Genomic DNA, 14,611 nt, shown 5'->3' with positions numbered 1-14,611 from the left:
ATGAAGGAATCAGCGGCCACATCAACCACAGTCAGCGTAGCGGGCCATCCGATTGCCCTGGGGCTGAACTGGGTTGTCCATCGTAAGGATGACCGGAAGGCGCTGGCCGGGGCGTCTGCAGGGAACAGCTTTGGCTATCGGATGGCCAGCGGTAATCGCGTCCTGACCGGTTTCTATCAGGGCAAGGGCAACCGGAAGATGTATGCCGGTGCCGCGATTCTCAGCGACATCTTTGATGGCACATTGTTTGTGCTGCCGGTTGAGGACAAATACTGGCTGTTGCTGATCTCTGACGGACAGCCGATTGCCGGATTCGATCAGGTTATCACGGCGGAAGAAGCGACAACTTGCATCCTGCAGCTGCAGGAGATTTACACGGACTTGAGCCTGCACGGTGATGCGGAATTTTATAAGACCCATCTGCCGGATGCTGAGTTTGTTGCGACCACCTTTGAGGATCTGTTTCAGAAAGACCGCCTGCAGGATAACTACCGCCTGTCCCGGCAAGCCCGGAAATACCTGGATTACTTGCCGTTTGTCATCGTCGGTATCGCGGTCTGCATCGTTGGGTATGCAATCCTGGCGGCGGCGGGGTTTACCAAACCCATTGAGCGCATCCAGCAGGAAAAAGTGCAGTCCCAGTGGGAAGCTCAGGAAGCCTTTGAAAAGGATCGGATCGTCCGGGCGTTTCAGGATGTCACGGCCAACCATCCGATTGATAACTGGTTGGCTAGGCTGCTGAAAACACTGAACAAGATCCCTCTGGAAGCGGGTGGGTGGTATTTCAGTAAGCTGGATTGCTCTGCAGGCCTGCCCTATTGCGTCGTCCAGTGGGAAAACAGTGGTTACGGCACATTCAAATCCCTGGATTACAGCGTCAGCAACCTCGGCCCCCTGGAGTTAAAAGAGCCTGCTCACGTCAGCCAGACCATTCACATCATGGAGTTTGACAAGACCGTTTTTTCTGAAGAAGAGATGCGGCAGAAGATCGTGGCGCTGCCAACGGTAGAGCAATTCAAGCTGGATCATGTGAGCGTGTTTCAGCTGCTGGGCACGGTGCCCTATGTCAATTTCGACATCAAATCACCGGAAGTCATACCGGGCCTCAGTCTGCCGCCAGTCGGGATTGAGCCAACCATTGAGTTTCCGTCATTCGCACGGGGCAAGTGGTCTTTGAATGGTAAGGGACTCCAGGTATTGAGTGATGCGGTACTCAAGCTGGATAACCGGGTTTTTCATGGGCAGTCACTGAAGATGAGCATCATTTACAGCGAAGATGAAATAAACGCTGTCTGGGAGATTGGGGGGGATTATGTCAGCAAAATCTAATGTCGCGCTGCTGCTGGGAATGGTGCTCAGTACTCAGGTAGGGGCGGAAGCACTGAAAGATACCGGCACGGTCGATGCCCTGGTGCGTCAGGGCCAGATCGAGTTTCAGAAAGAACAGGCCAAAATCAAACAGGCGGCTCAGGATCGGCTGGGCAACCCTGCGGCAGAACAGCCCCGTCGCCCGGTGTTCGGGGACACCAACCTGTATCACCCGGATATGGAAAACATTAAGCCCTGGGTAGATCGGTTGAACTTCGTCGGCTATCTCAATGCCGGTGATAGAAAAGAGGCTCAGGTTTTCTACAAGGGGTCTGCACAGTATTACCGGGCCGGTGACAAGCTGCCCAAGAGTTTCCAGCTGGTAGAGATCACCGAGTCGTTCATTCGTGTTCGTCATCTGGGCAGCAAGGCGACACAGACACTTTATCTGCGCTCTATCGCGTCCGTGCTCCAGGAGAAGAAGGATTATCAGATCTCCCAGCAAGCCGGTCAGGTGAGGGCGTACTGATGGTTATCAAGCAGATTGAAAATCTGTTTTCCCTCGTTGGCCGGGAATCCATTGTGCAGTCTGCGGTGGATGGCTTGGTGCCTCTCCAGGATTGGATCACTGACAATGTGATTCTGGTAGGGCCACCAAAGACTAAAAGCGTCTATGTCGTCTGTGCGCCAGATGCCCGTCAGGGCCAGAGCTTCTTTGCGGCCTTTAGCGAGTGCCAGAAAAAGAAGATCAATATTGCCCAGGTGATTGAGGTTGAGCGCTCCATCCTGAAGATGGTGAAGCATGAAACTCAGACTGCCGGTGACTATCGGGCACCGACAGCGGATGACCAGATCCTGTTTGACACGCTGATGAAAGAAGCGGTCAGTCAGGGCGTGTCAGACATCCTTATCGACAATGACAACGGACGTTACAACGTCAAGTTTGATGTGGACACCATTGTTCAGCCTGTCCGGGGAATCACCCGTGATGAAGCTGAGTCCATGATGCGCCATTTCTATCAGAACATCGCTGACCAGGACGTGGTTGAAGACCCCCTGTTCTCGTTTTCCAAGGCGCAGTTTGCCGCCGGGGACGGGATCTGGAATGACCAGAAAATCAGGATTCGTTACCAGAGCAAGCCCAGTTTCCCGGAAGGCTGCGATTTCGCGCTGCGACTGCTGAACCTGTCCGATGCGGGCGGTTTCAGCCGCTATGAGAACCTGGGGGTTTCTGATGATCAGGTGAAATTGCTGCGGCGCACAAACCAGTCTGGAGATGGCGCCACTATCGTTTCAGGGATCACCAGCTCCGGCAAAACCACCAGTATCAAGGTCATGGTTGAAGAGTTTCTGCAGTCTCAACCTGGGGCACAGGTCAGAACGGCAGAATCACCGCCTGAGTACATCATTCGTGGTGCCCGCCAGCACCATGTCGGTGAAGACATCAGTGGTGAAACGGACGTTTATGCGGAGAACATCAAAGAACTGATGCGGATGCGGCCTGACCGGATCTATATCGGTGAGATTCGTAGCCGTCAGACGGCAGAACTGTTCTGCCGTGCTGTCTTGTCCGGCCATGGGGTGTTCACCACTATTCATACTGATTCACCCTATGAAATCACCACCCGACTCGAAGGGGAAGGATTGTCCCGTGATGTACTGTCCAGCGGCACTTTTATCAATGTGCTGATTTATCAAAAGCGTCTGCCCAAGCTGTGCGAGCACTGCAAGCGGCCTGCAGAAAACGATGAAGAGCGTTTACTCCAGGAGAAAATCCAGGGGTTGATCAAGGTCGACCGTCCGTTTTTCTTCCAGAACCCGGAAGGCTGCGAACACTGCAAAAAGCGGGGCAATACTGGCTCGATTGTCTGTATGGAGATTGTAACGCCTAACCGTGATGTTCGGGCGCATATCCGTGAAAAGAATGAAGAGGGGTTTTACCAGAGCTGGGTTGATCTGGCGAAGACTGCGGGCTTTGGCGATGCAGCGGAAACGTCACTGTTCCATGCCATCCGAAACATGGTGGCCGGGGATATTTGCCCGAAGCGTGTTGAACAGCGGTATGGCGTGATGGATAAGATTCTCCTGTCAGAAAAAACTCACACTTGGGATGAGGGCAATGGTTTTGGAATTAAGCTGGTATAAATCCTTCAGAATCAAACAGCATATTGCCGACATCCGCAGCAATCACAAGCGGCGGGCGGCCATGTATGACCTGCTGGAAAACTACTCTCGGTCGATCCCGTCACTGGTTGATGTCCTGGCGCGGATCTGCCGCCGTAAGCATGAGGATCACGACAGTGAGGCGCATGTCTACGATGAGATCCTGCAGGGCATAAAAGAAGAAAACCTGTCGCCCATCATGGCCATGGCCAAGATGTTCCCGCAAGACGAATTGGCGCTGATTCAGGCGGCCAGTACGCGGGGCGAGGTACATAAGGGCTTTGCGCGAGCGAGATTCATTGCTGAGAAACGGGCGGAAGCGAAGTCCAGCATTATGATGGCCATGGCCTATCCGTCCTACATCATGATTTCTTCCGTGATGTTGTTCTATTTCATTCTGAAGCAGTCGGTTCCTGGGATTCTGCAGCTGTTGCCAGTTGAGCGGTGGCCGGGATGGACACAGTTTCTGCATACGCTGTACCTGATCATTGTCGAGTACAACGAACTGGTTTTGGCCCTGATGATGATGCTGGTTGCATTCATCATCCTGACACTTCGGATGGGCCGGGGCCGTGTTCGTCGGGTGCTCGATGTCCTGCCTCCCTGGAGCGTTCAAAAACGGGTTCAGAGTAGTGTTTTCCTGATTGCCTTGGGGGATCTAATTGCCAACGGTGATTCTTTCCCAAAAGCGATTCAACGGTTATCTCAACATGCGCCGCCATATCTGGCGTCGTATCTGGCGGTTATGAATGAGCGCCGGAGTCAGAACTGTACGGTTTCTGAAGCCCTGGATTGTGATCTGTTTGATCGCACTACCACAGGTTTCATAAAAGATTTCTCACATCTCAAGGTCTTCAACCAGAAGATTATTGAGATTGGGGAAAAAGCCCTGGCGGGAACAGTGACATTCATCAAGACACTGGCTGTCATCCTGGGATTGCTGGGCGTTATCGGTGTGGCTGCCGGGAATGGCTATATCGCCCTCTCTACCAACACGATCCAAAAGTCTTACATCAACGAAATCAAGCGCTAAAGCGCTAAAGGAGCGAAACCATGAAATTCAACAACATGAACAAAAAGCAAAAAGGCTTCGTATCTTCCGAGGTCGGCATCGCTATATTTGTCATCGGTCTGCTGGGCCTGGGCGGATTCCTCTCGGCTCAGTTCCTGGTCAAAGATGGTAATGCCAGCATCCTGGTCACAAATACCGTAGACACCCTGAAAAATATCCGCACGAAGTACCGCCACAGCGGTGATTTCACCGGCCTGACATCCACTCAGGTAATTACCCTGAATGCTGCGCCGCGCACCATGGTCAACGGTGACTCTACCCTGATCAACAACTACGGCGGCACGCTGGCGGTAACGCCAACTAACTGCTCAGGTAGCAACGATTGCATCCAGTTTGTTCAATCCCGCCTACCTGAAGACGCCTGTGTTGATTACGTGAATGGCGTGTTTGATGTCAGTGACACTATTTCTGTAGGCAGCACAGAGGTCAAGGGGTCTGGTGTCAATACCATCAATCAGGCGACGTTGGGCACGGCGTGTGACAATGCCAGCAACAATATCACCAGTACTCACACTCGCGCATAACAACAGGAAAATCAGGAGAACGGCGGTATGAAGAAGCAACACGGCATGATCACAACGGAACTCGCCATTGGTGTTCTGGTTGTCAGTCTGCTCTTTGGGCTTTATACCGTCATCACGCGTGGTGAGAACCTGGATAAGATCGCGGAGCACTCCGGCAAGATGGCCGGACAGGTGAATAACGCCATTCGTGCCTATATTGCTGAACGGGGCAGCAGTGCCCCTGCATCGGCCACCTATACCAGCCTGGGATGGCTAAAGGATGCCGCTACCTGTAGCGGCGCAACGGGCACCATGGCGTTCCTGCCCTGCGACTTTCCGGAAACCCTGGATCTGGGATTGACCTACCGCATTACAGTGACCAATACGGCGGGTCGAATCCTGTCAACCATGACATTGGGCATCCCCAATGACTCTACGGAGAACCTACCCTACCTGTCAGGTCAGGTAGTGACAGGTGCCAAGGGATCGGATGTGCTGTCTCTGGCTCCGGGGGTATCCAATACCTATTACACGGTAGCCGATGACGCCAACGGTAATGTCCGGCTGACGGCCAGCAATGACCCGGCAACGGATATGTACCTGCGTAAAGACGGCACTGTATTACCAACAGCGGATTTTGACTGGAACAATCACCGCATTGATAACATCAGTGATCTGGCTGTCAACAACACCATCTCTGCGGGATCGGACATCACATCAGGGCGAAATGTGACAGCAACCGGCTATATGTCCGGCAGCTCGTTCATAGATCGAGATGATTCAAACTATTATGTCGATCCATCGGCTGATAGTCGGGTAGAGAACCTGGATGCCAACATGATCGTTCTTCGCGGTGATTTTGTGGAAGGCACGGCCTGTACAACGGAAGCGGTGGGAACGACTTCAGACGGCAGGTTGATGTCCTGTGTGGCGGGTTTATGGAAGCGTCATGATGGGGGTACGCCAGTAGTGACCGGCTATAAAAACTGTTTCTGGAAAGAAGGACAAGGCGGGATCTGGGGGCCTAAAATCTGTCCATCTCCGTATGTCCAGGTTGGTCATAACTATAACGGTGTAGGTAGCGGCTATGCCTACCACAACGCCTACTGCTGCGAGCTGACTATGGAGTTACGATAATCTGACAAATATTGAATTGTGTGAATCAATAAATACGGATAATTTAGAAAAATAATAACCTATGGTTATTAAAGCATGACAGGCCACTTTGAGCGGCGACCTGTCATGCTCAACCACACTCAATCCAACCGATATTGGAGAAGCGCATGGCGGAAGGAATTATGTATAGCGGCTCGACAAAATACAATTTATATACTTCGTTGGGCCATGGGACAAACTCAGTATGGTGGATGATCATTGAAGGAATCAGCGGCAAAGAAGAAGGGGAGGCCTGTGTTGCATGACAACAGGAAGAACCTGATTAACACATGGAAAAAGTTTGTGTGTGAAACAGGTGATATCGCAGATGCTTTGTCGACCATGAACCGCAAGTTGGGTACGCATTACCAACATGGTCGATTAGGTGTTTGGTCGCGTGGAAACAAGCTCCCGGCTGCGAATACGATCAATTACATGCTGAAAATGGTGCTGCCTCGCCTGTTAAGTGATGCCGGACTTGACGATAAAAAAACGATCAAACAGATTGTTGATTCTGTCCAGATACCAGACAAGGATCATCGGGACACAAAACAAAAGGAAAAATGAACATGAGTGCAGATCTCATGTCGCCGGACACTGTTCCTGGCATGAACGGCGGACGCCGTGTTAATAACCTGCCAATTGTAATTTTTGGCGCAATCATACTGATTTTTATTTCAATATTCTTTTATGTCGCCTACGGGCGTAGTCAGCAGAATGCGATAGCAAATGCTGATGGAGAACAGGAACAGACCTCCCAGCAGTCTGGCAGGAAAAACAACGTCAATCTGGCTCTGAATGAGATCCTGGAAGCCGCGCCGAAATCGGGATTTGTCGGTGTAACTGAAGACAAACCGGCCCCTGCAGCTGCCGCGCCAGCAATCCCCAAACCAGCCCCACAGTATTCCTATCAACCGCCACAGGCTCAGACAGTGCCTGTTATTTCTCAAGCAGAAATGCAGTTGATTCAACGCAAACGACAAATGTTGGAAGACGCATTATATGGCGGTACATCTGTCCAGTTTGCAACGCAGCAACACCAGCAGCCATCGAATATGGCTCCGGGCATGGGTATGAATGGTTATGGTGCCCCGGCAACTCCAGGGAATAACGGCTCCATGATGCTGGCCGGTATGAATAATCCCGCAGCAGCGCCAGCCGAGATCCCGGCTCGTGCCCAGGATGATTTTGTTTTGAAGAGTGACCGGGTGATGCCGCAATCACCCTACGAGATCAAGGCCGGTGCCATTATCCCGGCGATGATGATCAACGGTATCAACTCCGACTTACCGGGGATGGTGACAGCACAGGTCAGTCAGAACGTCTGGGACAGCATTTCAGGGACTTCGCTGTTGATCCCCCAGGGTTCTCGTCTGGTTGGCCGGTATTCGTCCCAGGTCGATTATGGGCAGCGTCGTGTGATGCTGGCATGGGACAGGCTGATTTACCCTGACGGCAGTTCAGTCGCGTTACAGGGCATGGAAGGGGCGGATCAGTCCGGTTTCAGTGGGTTCAACGATCAGGTTGATAACCATTACATGAGGGTCTTCGGCAGCGCCTTCCTGATGTCGATGATCTCTGCAGGTGTGGCTACCTCTCAGGACAACAACAATAATAACAATGACAACAACGATAAGAGCTACAGTTCAGAGTTGTCCTCTGCTGCAGGCCAGCAGATCGCCAATGTCTCAGAGAAGATGATCAGCAAGAATCTGGATATTGCGCCGACACTGACGATCCGGCCCGGATATCGTTTTAATGTGATGGTGAATCGAGATATGGTTTTTGAGCGGCCCTACCAGTATTTGTAGGGGAGTATGAGAAACAAAGCCCTGGCATCGTCCAGGGCTTTGTTCGTTCAAGACTGACGTTTTATTTCCCTGTTGGTTTCATTATTCCCTTTAAACAAACATGACAGCCATCCCCGGCAGGCTGGTTTCTTGTTCTTGTACCGCAACTGCTGCATTTTACTTCTTCTTTTATGATCATGTTGATTGCCTCTTTTGATAAAAACCGATTACTTTGCAGAGATAATAAGGTATTCGAGATTATCCTGTTTCTTTTCAACAACAAACTCATATCCATTGTAAAGCCCTTGAACGGTTATGAGTTTTTCAGTTGGTATCTCTATTTTATGGGAAGGCGTTACTATCAGGGTGATAGTGAAAACCCCCGTTGCTGTTGCTTTTAACATTTGAGATGCGAGCCTCGGGGTAAGCAAAAGCCCTGGCCGAAACCAGGGCGTTATTATTATGGAAGCTAATAATGATTGGTTCTTGGTTGTTCATGTTTTTACCCTTTGGTTTCGGCCTTTCGCCTTATTGCCTGATAATTATAACCTTATAATAAAAACATATCAACAATGATATTATTAAAAGCCCCAAAAAGGGGCTTAATAATCATGCAACGCGCCAGCACCAATCAAGGGCAAGGCAGTAAACGTGCTTTTCTCCCTGTTCTGTGTTGACCGTTTGTAGCGCTATGGTTTCATGGAAATCATACTCAGGATCATCTACAATAAGTGTTGCATCAGGCTGTATTACCATGGTCATACTATCATCAGCATCATTGATAGCCGCCATGACAGATAGCGCCGCACTTAATTCAAAAAATGGCGTGGCGTGTGTGCTCCATTGCGTTAATGAACTGTTCCAACCATCGAAACAATCACACACATCATCCAATTCAAAAGATGCTTTTTCAAAATGACTTTCGTTAGCGTGAGGTACTGCGAATTCTTTCAGCTTCTCAAGCAGAGCAGCCTTCAAACCGGCCTCCCACTCACTCAACGTAATATCGCAATGCCAGTGGATGATGTCAGCGCCACACTGCCGAGTGTATTCAAGTGCCAACAAAAGCTCTTCAACATTGTTTTGCTCTAAACAGTGCTCCGCAAAAGCCCTGGCGGTTCCTTGGAGAGTGTTGATCATACTTATACCCTTTGGTGATGGCCGATGCCGTGTGGTGGCCCCTCCAGAGAGGGGCTGATTGGTTTAGCTCAACTGTGGAAGAATGGGTTCTTCTTTTTTTATCCCGTCGCTACACCAGAGAGTAATTAGCTTTTCAATGTTGCGTTGGTATTGTTCAACGTCTGGCCATTCGGCTTCATCAGAATCAGAAACTGACATTTCAATGAAAACCTTTGCGGCGAAATCGTTGCTGATTTCAAAATGCCAAACGCCGGGGCAGCCCTGCGGTGAAACGACGTTATAGGCGTCTTCAATGGACATGGAATATGGGAACAGGGTGTAAACAAACTCGTCTTCACCAATACCATACCAGTCGCCTATCGTGGCGTTTTCACGAACCTGCTGGAAATGGCCCAGCACAGCGTCAGTCAGATAATAGTGAGTAGTAGCGATTTCTTGAAAGTTTTTGTTGCTCATATTAAAACCCTCTGGTGATGGCCTTGCGCCGACTTCCTAAGTATTATAAGCGAAATATTTCGTAATGTATATAGTATATCTTTATAGATATATTAAAAGATTTAGAGTATAATTATATCGAATGGGGCGCAAGGCCGAAACCAAAGGGTATAGAAATGTTTAATACGTTAAAAAATCAAGTAGTGGCTGATTTCAACTCTGAAATGACAGATACCTACAACGGTGAAATAACCAACACTTACAAAACCGATGATGGTTACACCTTCAGAAAAGAAGGTGACATCTGGACTGACGGCGATCTTATTTTCACTTGCGATGCTGAAGGGTACCCACTTGATCAATGCGGCTATCGTTTGGCGGGCTATTTCACTATATAGCAATATAAAGCATGGTGTACTAAATGTGCATCATGCCGCCAGGCTTCATCCCTGGAGTCACCCTCTTTAGCCGCCATCCGGCGGCTCTTTTTACTCCAAATGGAAATCAGTCAAAGGCCGAGAATTGGTGATCCTCGACCTTTATAGATATGCTTAAATTACCTCTTCACTTTCTTTTATGCTTTCGCCCATTCCTATCAAAAACTCACCGTCACGGCTAATTGAGCTAGTAATATTATTACCGCTAGCTTCAATTAACTTCCCATCTTCTTTATAAGATAAAATAAAGTATGAATCATCCTTATAAAACTCTATCCGATGGGTTATTACACCATCGCTAGTAGTTTTTTCATAGGTTTTAACATCTGGCAAATGCTTGATACCAAATGATTTAATGGAGTCAGTTTTTACACTGCAGCTACCATCATTATTCATTTTTATCTTTGCGCCAGATTGGTGATTAACTGTTAATCCATCTTCATCTTTAACTACTTCAGAGCCAAACGCATCAAAAGTTTCCAAAATATAGTTCCCTTACTGTTTGTGTTATACACGTCAAGTGACCTTTAATATCTTGGGTCTTCTTTTTGTTTTTCAAGGGTCATTCTTTAAATTTTTTGCAATTATCGACTCACGCACCATCCTTAGACGGCTACAGATGTACTTTCTATGGCAGCCCTTAACGAAGTAACGAATTTTCCTCCTGAATGAAAATCTCTATTTGAAAACTCCCTGGCACGCAACCGTATTTTGCATCAAGGGTCTAAATATAGTCTATATTTGGTTCGGGCTAACAGGTGCAGGTCTGGTGGGACAGGTAATGCGAATCGAGTCAATCAGTTATGTCAAGAAGAATGCAGCCAATCTTGAACTAGATGACGAACCAATAGTGGTAACACAGAACGGGAAGCCCGTTTATGTTATCGAGTCTTACGAAGAACGTATACGCAGGGATGAGGCAATAGCGCTGCTGAAATTGCTGTCACTCGGAGAGAGAGATTGTAGGGATGATCGGGTTATGTCAGGCGAAGAGCTTATGACCAGCATCAGGCAAAAATACCTGAAGGAGTAAAGCCTTGAAAGTTGTATATACCAACTCCTATCACCAGTCCACGGAGGTAATGATAGAAAGGCAGTTGGCAATCGACCCTAAAGGGGGAGTCAGGTTAGTCCATAAAATCGACAAGGCAATTCGTCACTTCGAGGCTTCTTTGACTCCAGACAAGCACTGCGACGCCCTGAACCAAAGTCTTCTCTTGTACTTTGGTGTTAGATATTTCGAGTATTGCTGGAACGGCTATCGAATTCTCTACAGGATAGATAAAAACGAGGAAACAGCAAATGCGATCCTCTTTATGGAAAAAGACCAAAGTACCCGCCAACTTTTGGAACAGTATCTACTCCGCACATAGCAGCTAAGTTGGTCTTCTGTGTCAGACTTCTTCTGCTCCCTCCGGCTTACCGTATTTACTTCTGTAGTACTCTAACCAGGGGGAGTTGCTGATTAAACCCATCATATCAAGCATGGATCTTTCCCAGCTTCCTGGTCTGCGCGATCCATCAGCGATACTGCTGACGACATGGGTAATTAGCTCTTCAACGCTTCCAACCTGCGTAGGTGCGCCATGTGTCTGATGGGTTTCTACCAACCATTCCAGCTCGGCCAGTACATCCGGGTTGAGCGAAATAGTGAGTTTTGCGTTTTCATTCATAATCAGGCTCTAGTTCCATTGACCAAAAAATAGGGGGCAATGCCCCCTATTCTAACCATAGATTTCGCTGAATTTTGACTCTAGCGATTCGTTTTCCATCGGCATACTGATACCGGCATGTTTGATTAGGATGTTGGAGGTCAGTAATACGCTGACCTTGTTCTTAATCAGTTTACCGGCTCTGACTGCCCGCCCTTCCCACTGGGGGTGATCTTTATCCCAGTTAATGTCGCTGAGTGTCGCGGCGGCAAGGTGGATACGCTCAGGCTGAGACATATTTTTATCTTTGAAAAACTGTTGGCTCATATGCTCACGCATATAAAACCCGACTGCATCTAGCATGAGTACACTGCAAGCTAGCGACATCCTACGGTTCAGCTGGATCATGCTGGGATCAGCCTTTGTCGCAGTCTTTTCATCAGTCCAATAGTCAGTTTTTGTGATTTCACGCCACACTACTGTATTGTCGTGGATCGCATCCAGTATCTCAGTGAGATACGCAACATTGTCATCAAAACTTTCTGGTCTAGGATCATTGGGAAGCAGTTTTTTCGCAAATGACACGATGCCCCTTAATGGGAAGGTTTTGTGTGAATTTACGCTACAGTTGCCAGCCTCAACCTCGGTGCGAGTGCCGAGAATTTTGGCCTTCTTGCTGACAGCAACCGCGAGCGATGACCAGGGATCACGATGGTTGTAGAGCGTGTTGATGCTGCCACTGGGCTTTACTGCGTTCAGATTAATGTCCACAAACATCTGATCCGCGCAGGCATGGCTAACGCCAGCATAGACAGTCAATACTATGTTGTCATGTACTGCATGTTCGCAAGTTTTGAGGATTTCACCAATCGCGCAATGGCGGTGCTGGCCGTCATTGAGCAGTACCTTGTGGTTGATGGGAATGTACAACTCTCCGAATTCTTCGCCTTCGGCAATCGGCTGAAATGTCACTTCTCGCATACCTGTTTCCAAGAGAGAAACAGTCAGTGCAGGCAGCACATAAGAGTCCTCACTGTCACGAACATAGCGCGCAATACCCATGGCACGGGTTTTGTTCAGTTTGCGCTGTGCACGATCGGCGGCCTCGGCAAGCTGGTCAACCGGGGGGATCATAGCTGCAACATGGCGATGTTTGAGGTTAGCACAGAACATCCGCTTACCGCCTTGAATACCCTGGATAGCCGGAACAATGTAGTGAGTGTCGTTCTGACGGAAAATATATGTTGGTTTTTGCATTTTTTTGCCCTTTGGCTATGGCCTTTCGCCTTGGATAAGCCGGTATTTACCGGCTTAGTCGAGATGAACTCCACTCACTTGGAGGAGATGTCTTTCTTGAATTGCTCAAGCGCGAACTGTGCCCGCCGCATACCACTCACATAAATATTGTTGTGGTTTGATTCGCTGGCATCACCCTGGAGTTGTATCAGGCGATTCAGGTCTTCCTCAGCTGCAGACAGCACCGCCAAAACGTCACGCTTTGAGAATTCTTTGGTGTTAAGTGGAGCCTGTTTGATGTCTTGTATGGTCATTGCTTTACCCTTTGGTGATGGCCTTTCGCCTCATTCGTTATAAATAGTATATAGCAGCCCTTTTATTATATCAATAGAGATATTGTAAAGATGGGCATTTTATTTCAGTCAAAACACCCATCCTGGAGTAGACAAAAAACAATTCCCCCCAACTATTTTTTATTGCCAGAATTCCCTGTCTGAGATCCTAAACGCCCTTCCAGCACTCCAAGCTGTTTGTTGAGTGCCTTAACTTCCTGCTTTAGCTCGCCAGCCTCAGTGCTCAATTCTCGAATTCGTTTCTGTGCGGAAGCCAACTCACTGGCCTTTTGTTCGGCAGCTTTCAGAGAGGCCTGCAGCTTTTCTTTTTCTTTCTCCAGCTTAGTAACAGCAGTACATCTATCATCAATCCGTGCGTTCAAACCAGAAATTTCAGTGTCTTTCTTGTTTTTTGCGGCGGTTAGCTTTTCGATTTCTTTTTGGTGAGTGTTGATGGTTTCAGTGGCCTTTTCAATGGTAGATGCCTGTTCAGCAACGGTGCGCTTGAGATCCTCCGCTTCAGACTCTTTCTTATTTTTTGCGGTTTCCAGAACATCAATTTCTTTTTGTTGAGAAGCGATTGTTTCTGTAGCCTTTTCAATAGAGACAGCCTGCTCTCCAACAGTTCGTTTGAGGTTCGCTGCTTCAGCCCCTGAAGCATGGCATTTGGACTCCAGGACAGACATTTCTTCTTTCATCTCGGCAACCCTGCTTTTCAGGGCTGTACATTGGCCCCGCATCTCTGAAGCCGCATTAGCTTCGCTTTCAAGCTCGGCCTCCAGATCCTGGGTAGTTTTACGCAACTCCGTGATCGTTTTCGCTTGAGAGTTTATCTCTGCCTCTGCTGCCGCGTTTTTTTGTTTTTCCTGCTGGAGCTGTTGATCGAGGGCTGCGTTGTTTTGCTGTAGAGATTCAACGTCAGACTCCATCTGAGTAATTTCGTCTTCCATCTGATCAACAGTTTCTTTTGCTTGTACCAGATCGTTTTCAGCCCGATCTTTGGCCTTCTTTGCGGCAACAAATTCGTCACGTACACGGTTATCAGCCATTTCAGTGGATGTCCGCCACATCTCACAGGCTGCGTTGTATAAGGCCTGCTGCATTTCTTCTACCTGAGGTTGAAACTGGCTCGGTAGTGTCAGAACGACATCTGCTGTTACTGGTTCTGCATCAAGAACAGTGACCTCATTTTCTGCAAGAATCCGCTCTATGCGACTTATCTTCCCGCCCTTGAGGTGGCTGTGAACCGTCCAGCCTGTAACTTCCTTACCCTCGCCCTTCAACTTCCTGGCGGCCTCCAGGATCATCTCGTCAGTAAAGGTTGCGCGCCTGCCCATCACTCTTACTCCTATGGAAATATAAATAGAGTATACTCTGATTTATACTTA

At 48.7% G+C, this 14,611-nt stretch carries 19 protein-coding genes; 11 read left to right on the top strand and 8 right to left on the bottom strand.

Annotated elements, in window-relative coordinates; all coding sequences use genetic code 11:
• The 8 genes from KHS78_RS21325 (at position 1) to KHS78_RS21290 (ending at position 8,012) form a co-directional block, all read left to right on the top strand.
• Positions 1-1,329, top strand: coding sequence for a type IV pilus inner membrane component PilO (locus tag KHS78_RS21325; protein ID WP_211831039.1), 1,329 nt, complete (start codon positions 1-3; stop codon positions 1,327-1,329).
• Positions 1,313-1,837: a hypothetical protein gene (locus KHS78_RS21320; RefSeq protein WP_211831038.1), complete on the top strand. Its 525-nt coding sequence runs from the start codon at positions 1,313-1,315 to the stop codon at positions 1,835-1,837. The genes KHS78_RS21325 and KHS78_RS21320 overlap by 17 nt, the downstream gene beginning before the upstream one ends.
• Complete coding sequence (locus KHS78_RS21315) at positions 1,837-3,453, top strand: ATPase, T2SS/T4P/T4SS family (protein ID WP_211831037.1); 1,617 nt, start codon at positions 1,837-1,839, stop codon at positions 3,451-3,453. Before KHS78_RS21320 ends, KHS78_RS21315 begins: the two co-directional genes overlap by 1 nt.
• A complete protein-coding gene (locus KHS78_RS21310; RefSeq protein WP_211831036.1) occupies positions 3,428-4,504 on the top strand; it encodes a type II secretion system F family protein in 1,077 nt (358 codons plus the stop codon). Before KHS78_RS21315 ends, KHS78_RS21310 begins: the two co-directional genes overlap by 26 nt.
• Before the next feature lie 20 nt (positions 4,505-4,524).
• Complete coding sequence (locus tag KHS78_RS21305; protein ID WP_211831035.1) at positions 4,525-5,067, top strand: type 4 pilus major pilin; 543 nt, start codon at positions 4,525-4,527, stop codon at positions 5,065-5,067.
• Between the two features lie 27 nt (positions 5,068-5,094).
• Positions 5,095-6,183 (top strand): hypothetical protein, encoded by a 1,089-nt coding sequence (locus tag KHS78_RS21300; RefSeq protein ID WP_211831034.1) that lies wholly within the window; start codon positions 5,095-5,097, stop codon positions 6,181-6,183.
• 237 nt (positions 6,184-6,420) lie between these two features.
• Complete coding sequence (locus tag KHS78_RS21295; RefSeq protein WP_211831033.1) at positions 6,421-6,768, top strand: hypothetical protein; 348 nt, start codon at positions 6,421-6,423, stop codon at positions 6,766-6,768.
• A gap of 2 nt (positions 6,769-6,770) precedes the next feature.
• Positions 6,771-8,012, top strand: a complete 1,242-nt coding sequence (locus KHS78_RS21290; protein WP_246506757.1) for a TrbI/VirB10 family protein — start codon at positions 6,771-6,773, stop codon at positions 8,010-8,012.
• A 206-nt stretch (positions 8,013-8,218) separates the two neighbouring features.
• On the opposite strand, the gene KHS78_RS21285 is transcribed toward KHS78_RS21290, so the two are convergent.
• From KHS78_RS21285 to KHS78_RS21275, 3 genes are all read right to left on the bottom strand, one after another.
• On the bottom strand, positions 8,219-8,395 hold the full coding sequence (locus tag KHS78_RS21285) for a hypothetical protein (RefSeq protein WP_211831031.1): 177 nt from the start codon (positions 8,393-8,395) through the stop codon (positions 8,219-8,221).
• Between the two features lie 205 nt (positions 8,396-8,600).
• The gene (locus KHS78_RS21280; RefSeq protein WP_211831029.1) at positions 8,601-9,131 is read right to left on the bottom strand and encodes a hypothetical protein; all 531 of its coding nucleotides are present in this window, start codon (positions 9,129-9,131) and stop codon (positions 8,601-8,603) included.
• Positions 9,132-9,194: 63 nt separating this feature from the next.
• On the bottom strand, positions 9,195-9,587 hold the full coding sequence (locus KHS78_RS21275; protein ID WP_211831027.1) for a hypothetical protein: 393 nt from the start codon (positions 9,585-9,587) through the stop codon (positions 9,195-9,197).
• A gap of 155 nt (positions 9,588-9,742) precedes the next feature.
• Between KHS78_RS21275 and KHS78_RS21270 the strand changes: the two genes are divergently transcribed.
• Positions 9,743-9,964, top strand: a complete 222-nt coding sequence (locus KHS78_RS21270) for a hypothetical protein (protein WP_211831025.1) — start codon at positions 9,743-9,745, stop codon at positions 9,962-9,964.
• Between the two features lie 153 nt (positions 9,965-10,117).
• On the opposite strand, the gene KHS78_RS21265 is transcribed toward KHS78_RS21270, so the two are convergent.
• Positions 10,118-10,486, bottom strand: a complete 369-nt coding sequence (locus KHS78_RS21265) for a hypothetical protein (RefSeq protein WP_211831023.1) — start codon at positions 10,484-10,486, stop codon at positions 10,118-10,120.
• Between the two features lie 298 nt (positions 10,487-10,784).
• Between KHS78_RS21265 and KHS78_RS22730 the strand changes: the two genes are divergently transcribed.
• Positions 10,785-11,036, top strand: a complete 252-nt coding sequence (locus KHS78_RS22730; protein ID WP_211831021.1) for a type II toxin-antitoxin system prevent-host-death family antitoxin — start codon at positions 10,785-10,787, stop codon at positions 11,034-11,036.
• 4 nt (positions 11,037-11,040) lie between these two features.
• On the top strand, positions 11,041-11,376 hold the full coding sequence (locus tag KHS78_RS21255; RefSeq protein ID WP_211831019.1) for a hypothetical protein: 336 nt from the start codon (positions 11,041-11,043) through the stop codon (positions 11,374-11,376).
• Between the two features lie 21 nt (positions 11,377-11,397).
• Here the strand turns inward: KHS78_RS21255 and KHS78_RS21250 are convergent, their stop codons facing one another.
• The 4 genes from KHS78_RS21250 to KHS78_RS21235 all read right to left on the bottom strand — a co-directional run bounded on the left by KHS78_RS21250 (position 11,398) and on the right by KHS78_RS21235 (position 14,560).
• Positions 11,398-11,676: a hypothetical protein gene (locus KHS78_RS21250; RefSeq protein WP_211831017.1), complete on the bottom strand. Its 279-nt coding sequence runs from the start codon at positions 11,674-11,676 to the stop codon at positions 11,398-11,400.
• A 51-nt stretch (positions 11,677-11,727) separates the two neighbouring features.
• Complete coding sequence (locus KHS78_RS21245) at positions 11,728-12,912, bottom strand: DNA sulfur modification protein DndB (RefSeq protein ID WP_211831015.1); 1,185 nt, start codon at positions 12,910-12,912, stop codon at positions 11,728-11,730.
• 74 nt (positions 12,913-12,986) lie between these two features.
• Positions 12,987-13,205 (bottom strand): hypothetical protein, encoded by a 219-nt coding sequence (locus KHS78_RS21240; RefSeq protein WP_211831014.1) that lies wholly within the window; start codon positions 13,203-13,205, stop codon positions 12,987-12,989.
• 152 nt (positions 13,206-13,357) lie between these two features.
• Positions 13,358-14,560 (bottom strand): DNA-binding protein, encoded by a 1,203-nt coding sequence (locus tag KHS78_RS21235; protein WP_246506758.1) that lies wholly within the window; start codon positions 14,558-14,560, stop codon positions 13,358-13,360.
• Positions 14,561-14,611 lie beyond the last annotated feature (51 nt).

It is taken from the genome of Kistimonas asteriae (assembly GCF_018263925.1).
Taxonomy (GTDB): Bacteria; Pseudomonadota; Gammaproteobacteria; order Pseudomonadales; family Endozoicomonadaceae; genus Kistimonas; species Kistimonas asteriae.
Note: the sequence above shows the minus strand (reverse complement) of the source record. Positions and strands in the feature narration are given on the sequence as shown.

Bases quoted from the DNA above. Each gene is read 5' to 3' on its own strand.
- KHS78_RS21320 (WP_211831038.1), top strand. From the start codon at position 1,313: ATGTCAGCAAAATCTAATGTCGCGCTGCTGCTGGGAATGGTGCTCAGT.
- KHS78_RS21315 (WP_211831037.1), top strand. From the start codon at position 1,837: ATGGTTATCAAGCAGATTGAAAATCTGTTTTCCCTCGTTGGCCGGGAA.
- KHS78_RS21310 (WP_211831036.1), top strand. From the start codon at position 3,428: ATGGTTTTGGAATTAAGCTGGTATAAATCCTTCAGAATCAAACAGCAT.
- KHS78_RS21285 (WP_211831031.1), bottom strand. From the start codon at position 8,395: ATGTTAAAAGCAACAGCAACGGGGGTTTTCACTATCACCCTGATAGTA.
- KHS78_RS21250 (WP_211831017.1), bottom strand. From the start codon at position 11,676: ATGAATGAAAACGCAAAACTCACTATTTCGCTCAACCCGGATGTACTG.
- KHS78_RS21280 (WP_211831029.1), bottom strand. From the start codon at position 9,131: ATGATCAACACTCTCCAAGGAACCGCCAGGGCTTTTGCGGAGCACTGT.
- KHS78_RS21270 (WP_211831025.1), top strand. From the start codon at position 9,743: ATGTTTAATACGTTAAAAAATCAAGTAGTGGCTGATTTCAACTCTGAA.
- KHS78_RS21300 (WP_211831034.1), top strand. From the start codon at position 5,095: ATGAAGAAGCAACACGGCATGATCACAACGGAACTCGCCATTGGTGTT.
- KHS78_RS21245 (WP_211831015.1), bottom strand. From the start codon at position 12,912: ATGCAAAAACCAACATATATTTTCCGTCAGAACGACACTCACTACATT.
- KHS78_RS21325 (WP_211831039.1), top strand. From the start codon at position 1: ATGAAGGAATCAGCGGCCACATCAACCACAGTCAGCGTAGCGGGCCAT.
- KHS78_RS21235 (WP_246506758.1), bottom strand. From the start codon at position 14,560: ATGGGCAGGCGCGCAACCTTTACTGACGAGATGATCCTGGAGGCCGCC.
- KHS78_RS21240 (WP_211831014.1), bottom strand. From the start codon at position 13,205: ATGACCATACAAGACATCAAACAGGCTCCACTTAACACCAAAGAATTC.
- KHS78_RS22730 (WP_211831021.1), top strand. From the start codon at position 10,785: ATGCGAATCGAGTCAATCAGTTATGTCAAGAAGAATGCAGCCAATCTT.
- KHS78_RS21275 (WP_211831027.1), bottom strand. From the start codon at position 9,587: ATGAGCAACAAAAACTTTCAAGAAATCGCTACTACTCACTATTATCTG.
- KHS78_RS21290 (WP_246506757.1), top strand. From the start codon at position 6,771: ATGAGTGCAGATCTCATGTCGCCGGACACTGTTCCTGGCATGAACGGC.
- KHS78_RS21305 (WP_211831035.1), top strand. From the start codon at position 4,525: ATGAAATTCAACAACATGAACAAAAAGCAAAAAGGCTTCGTATCTTCC.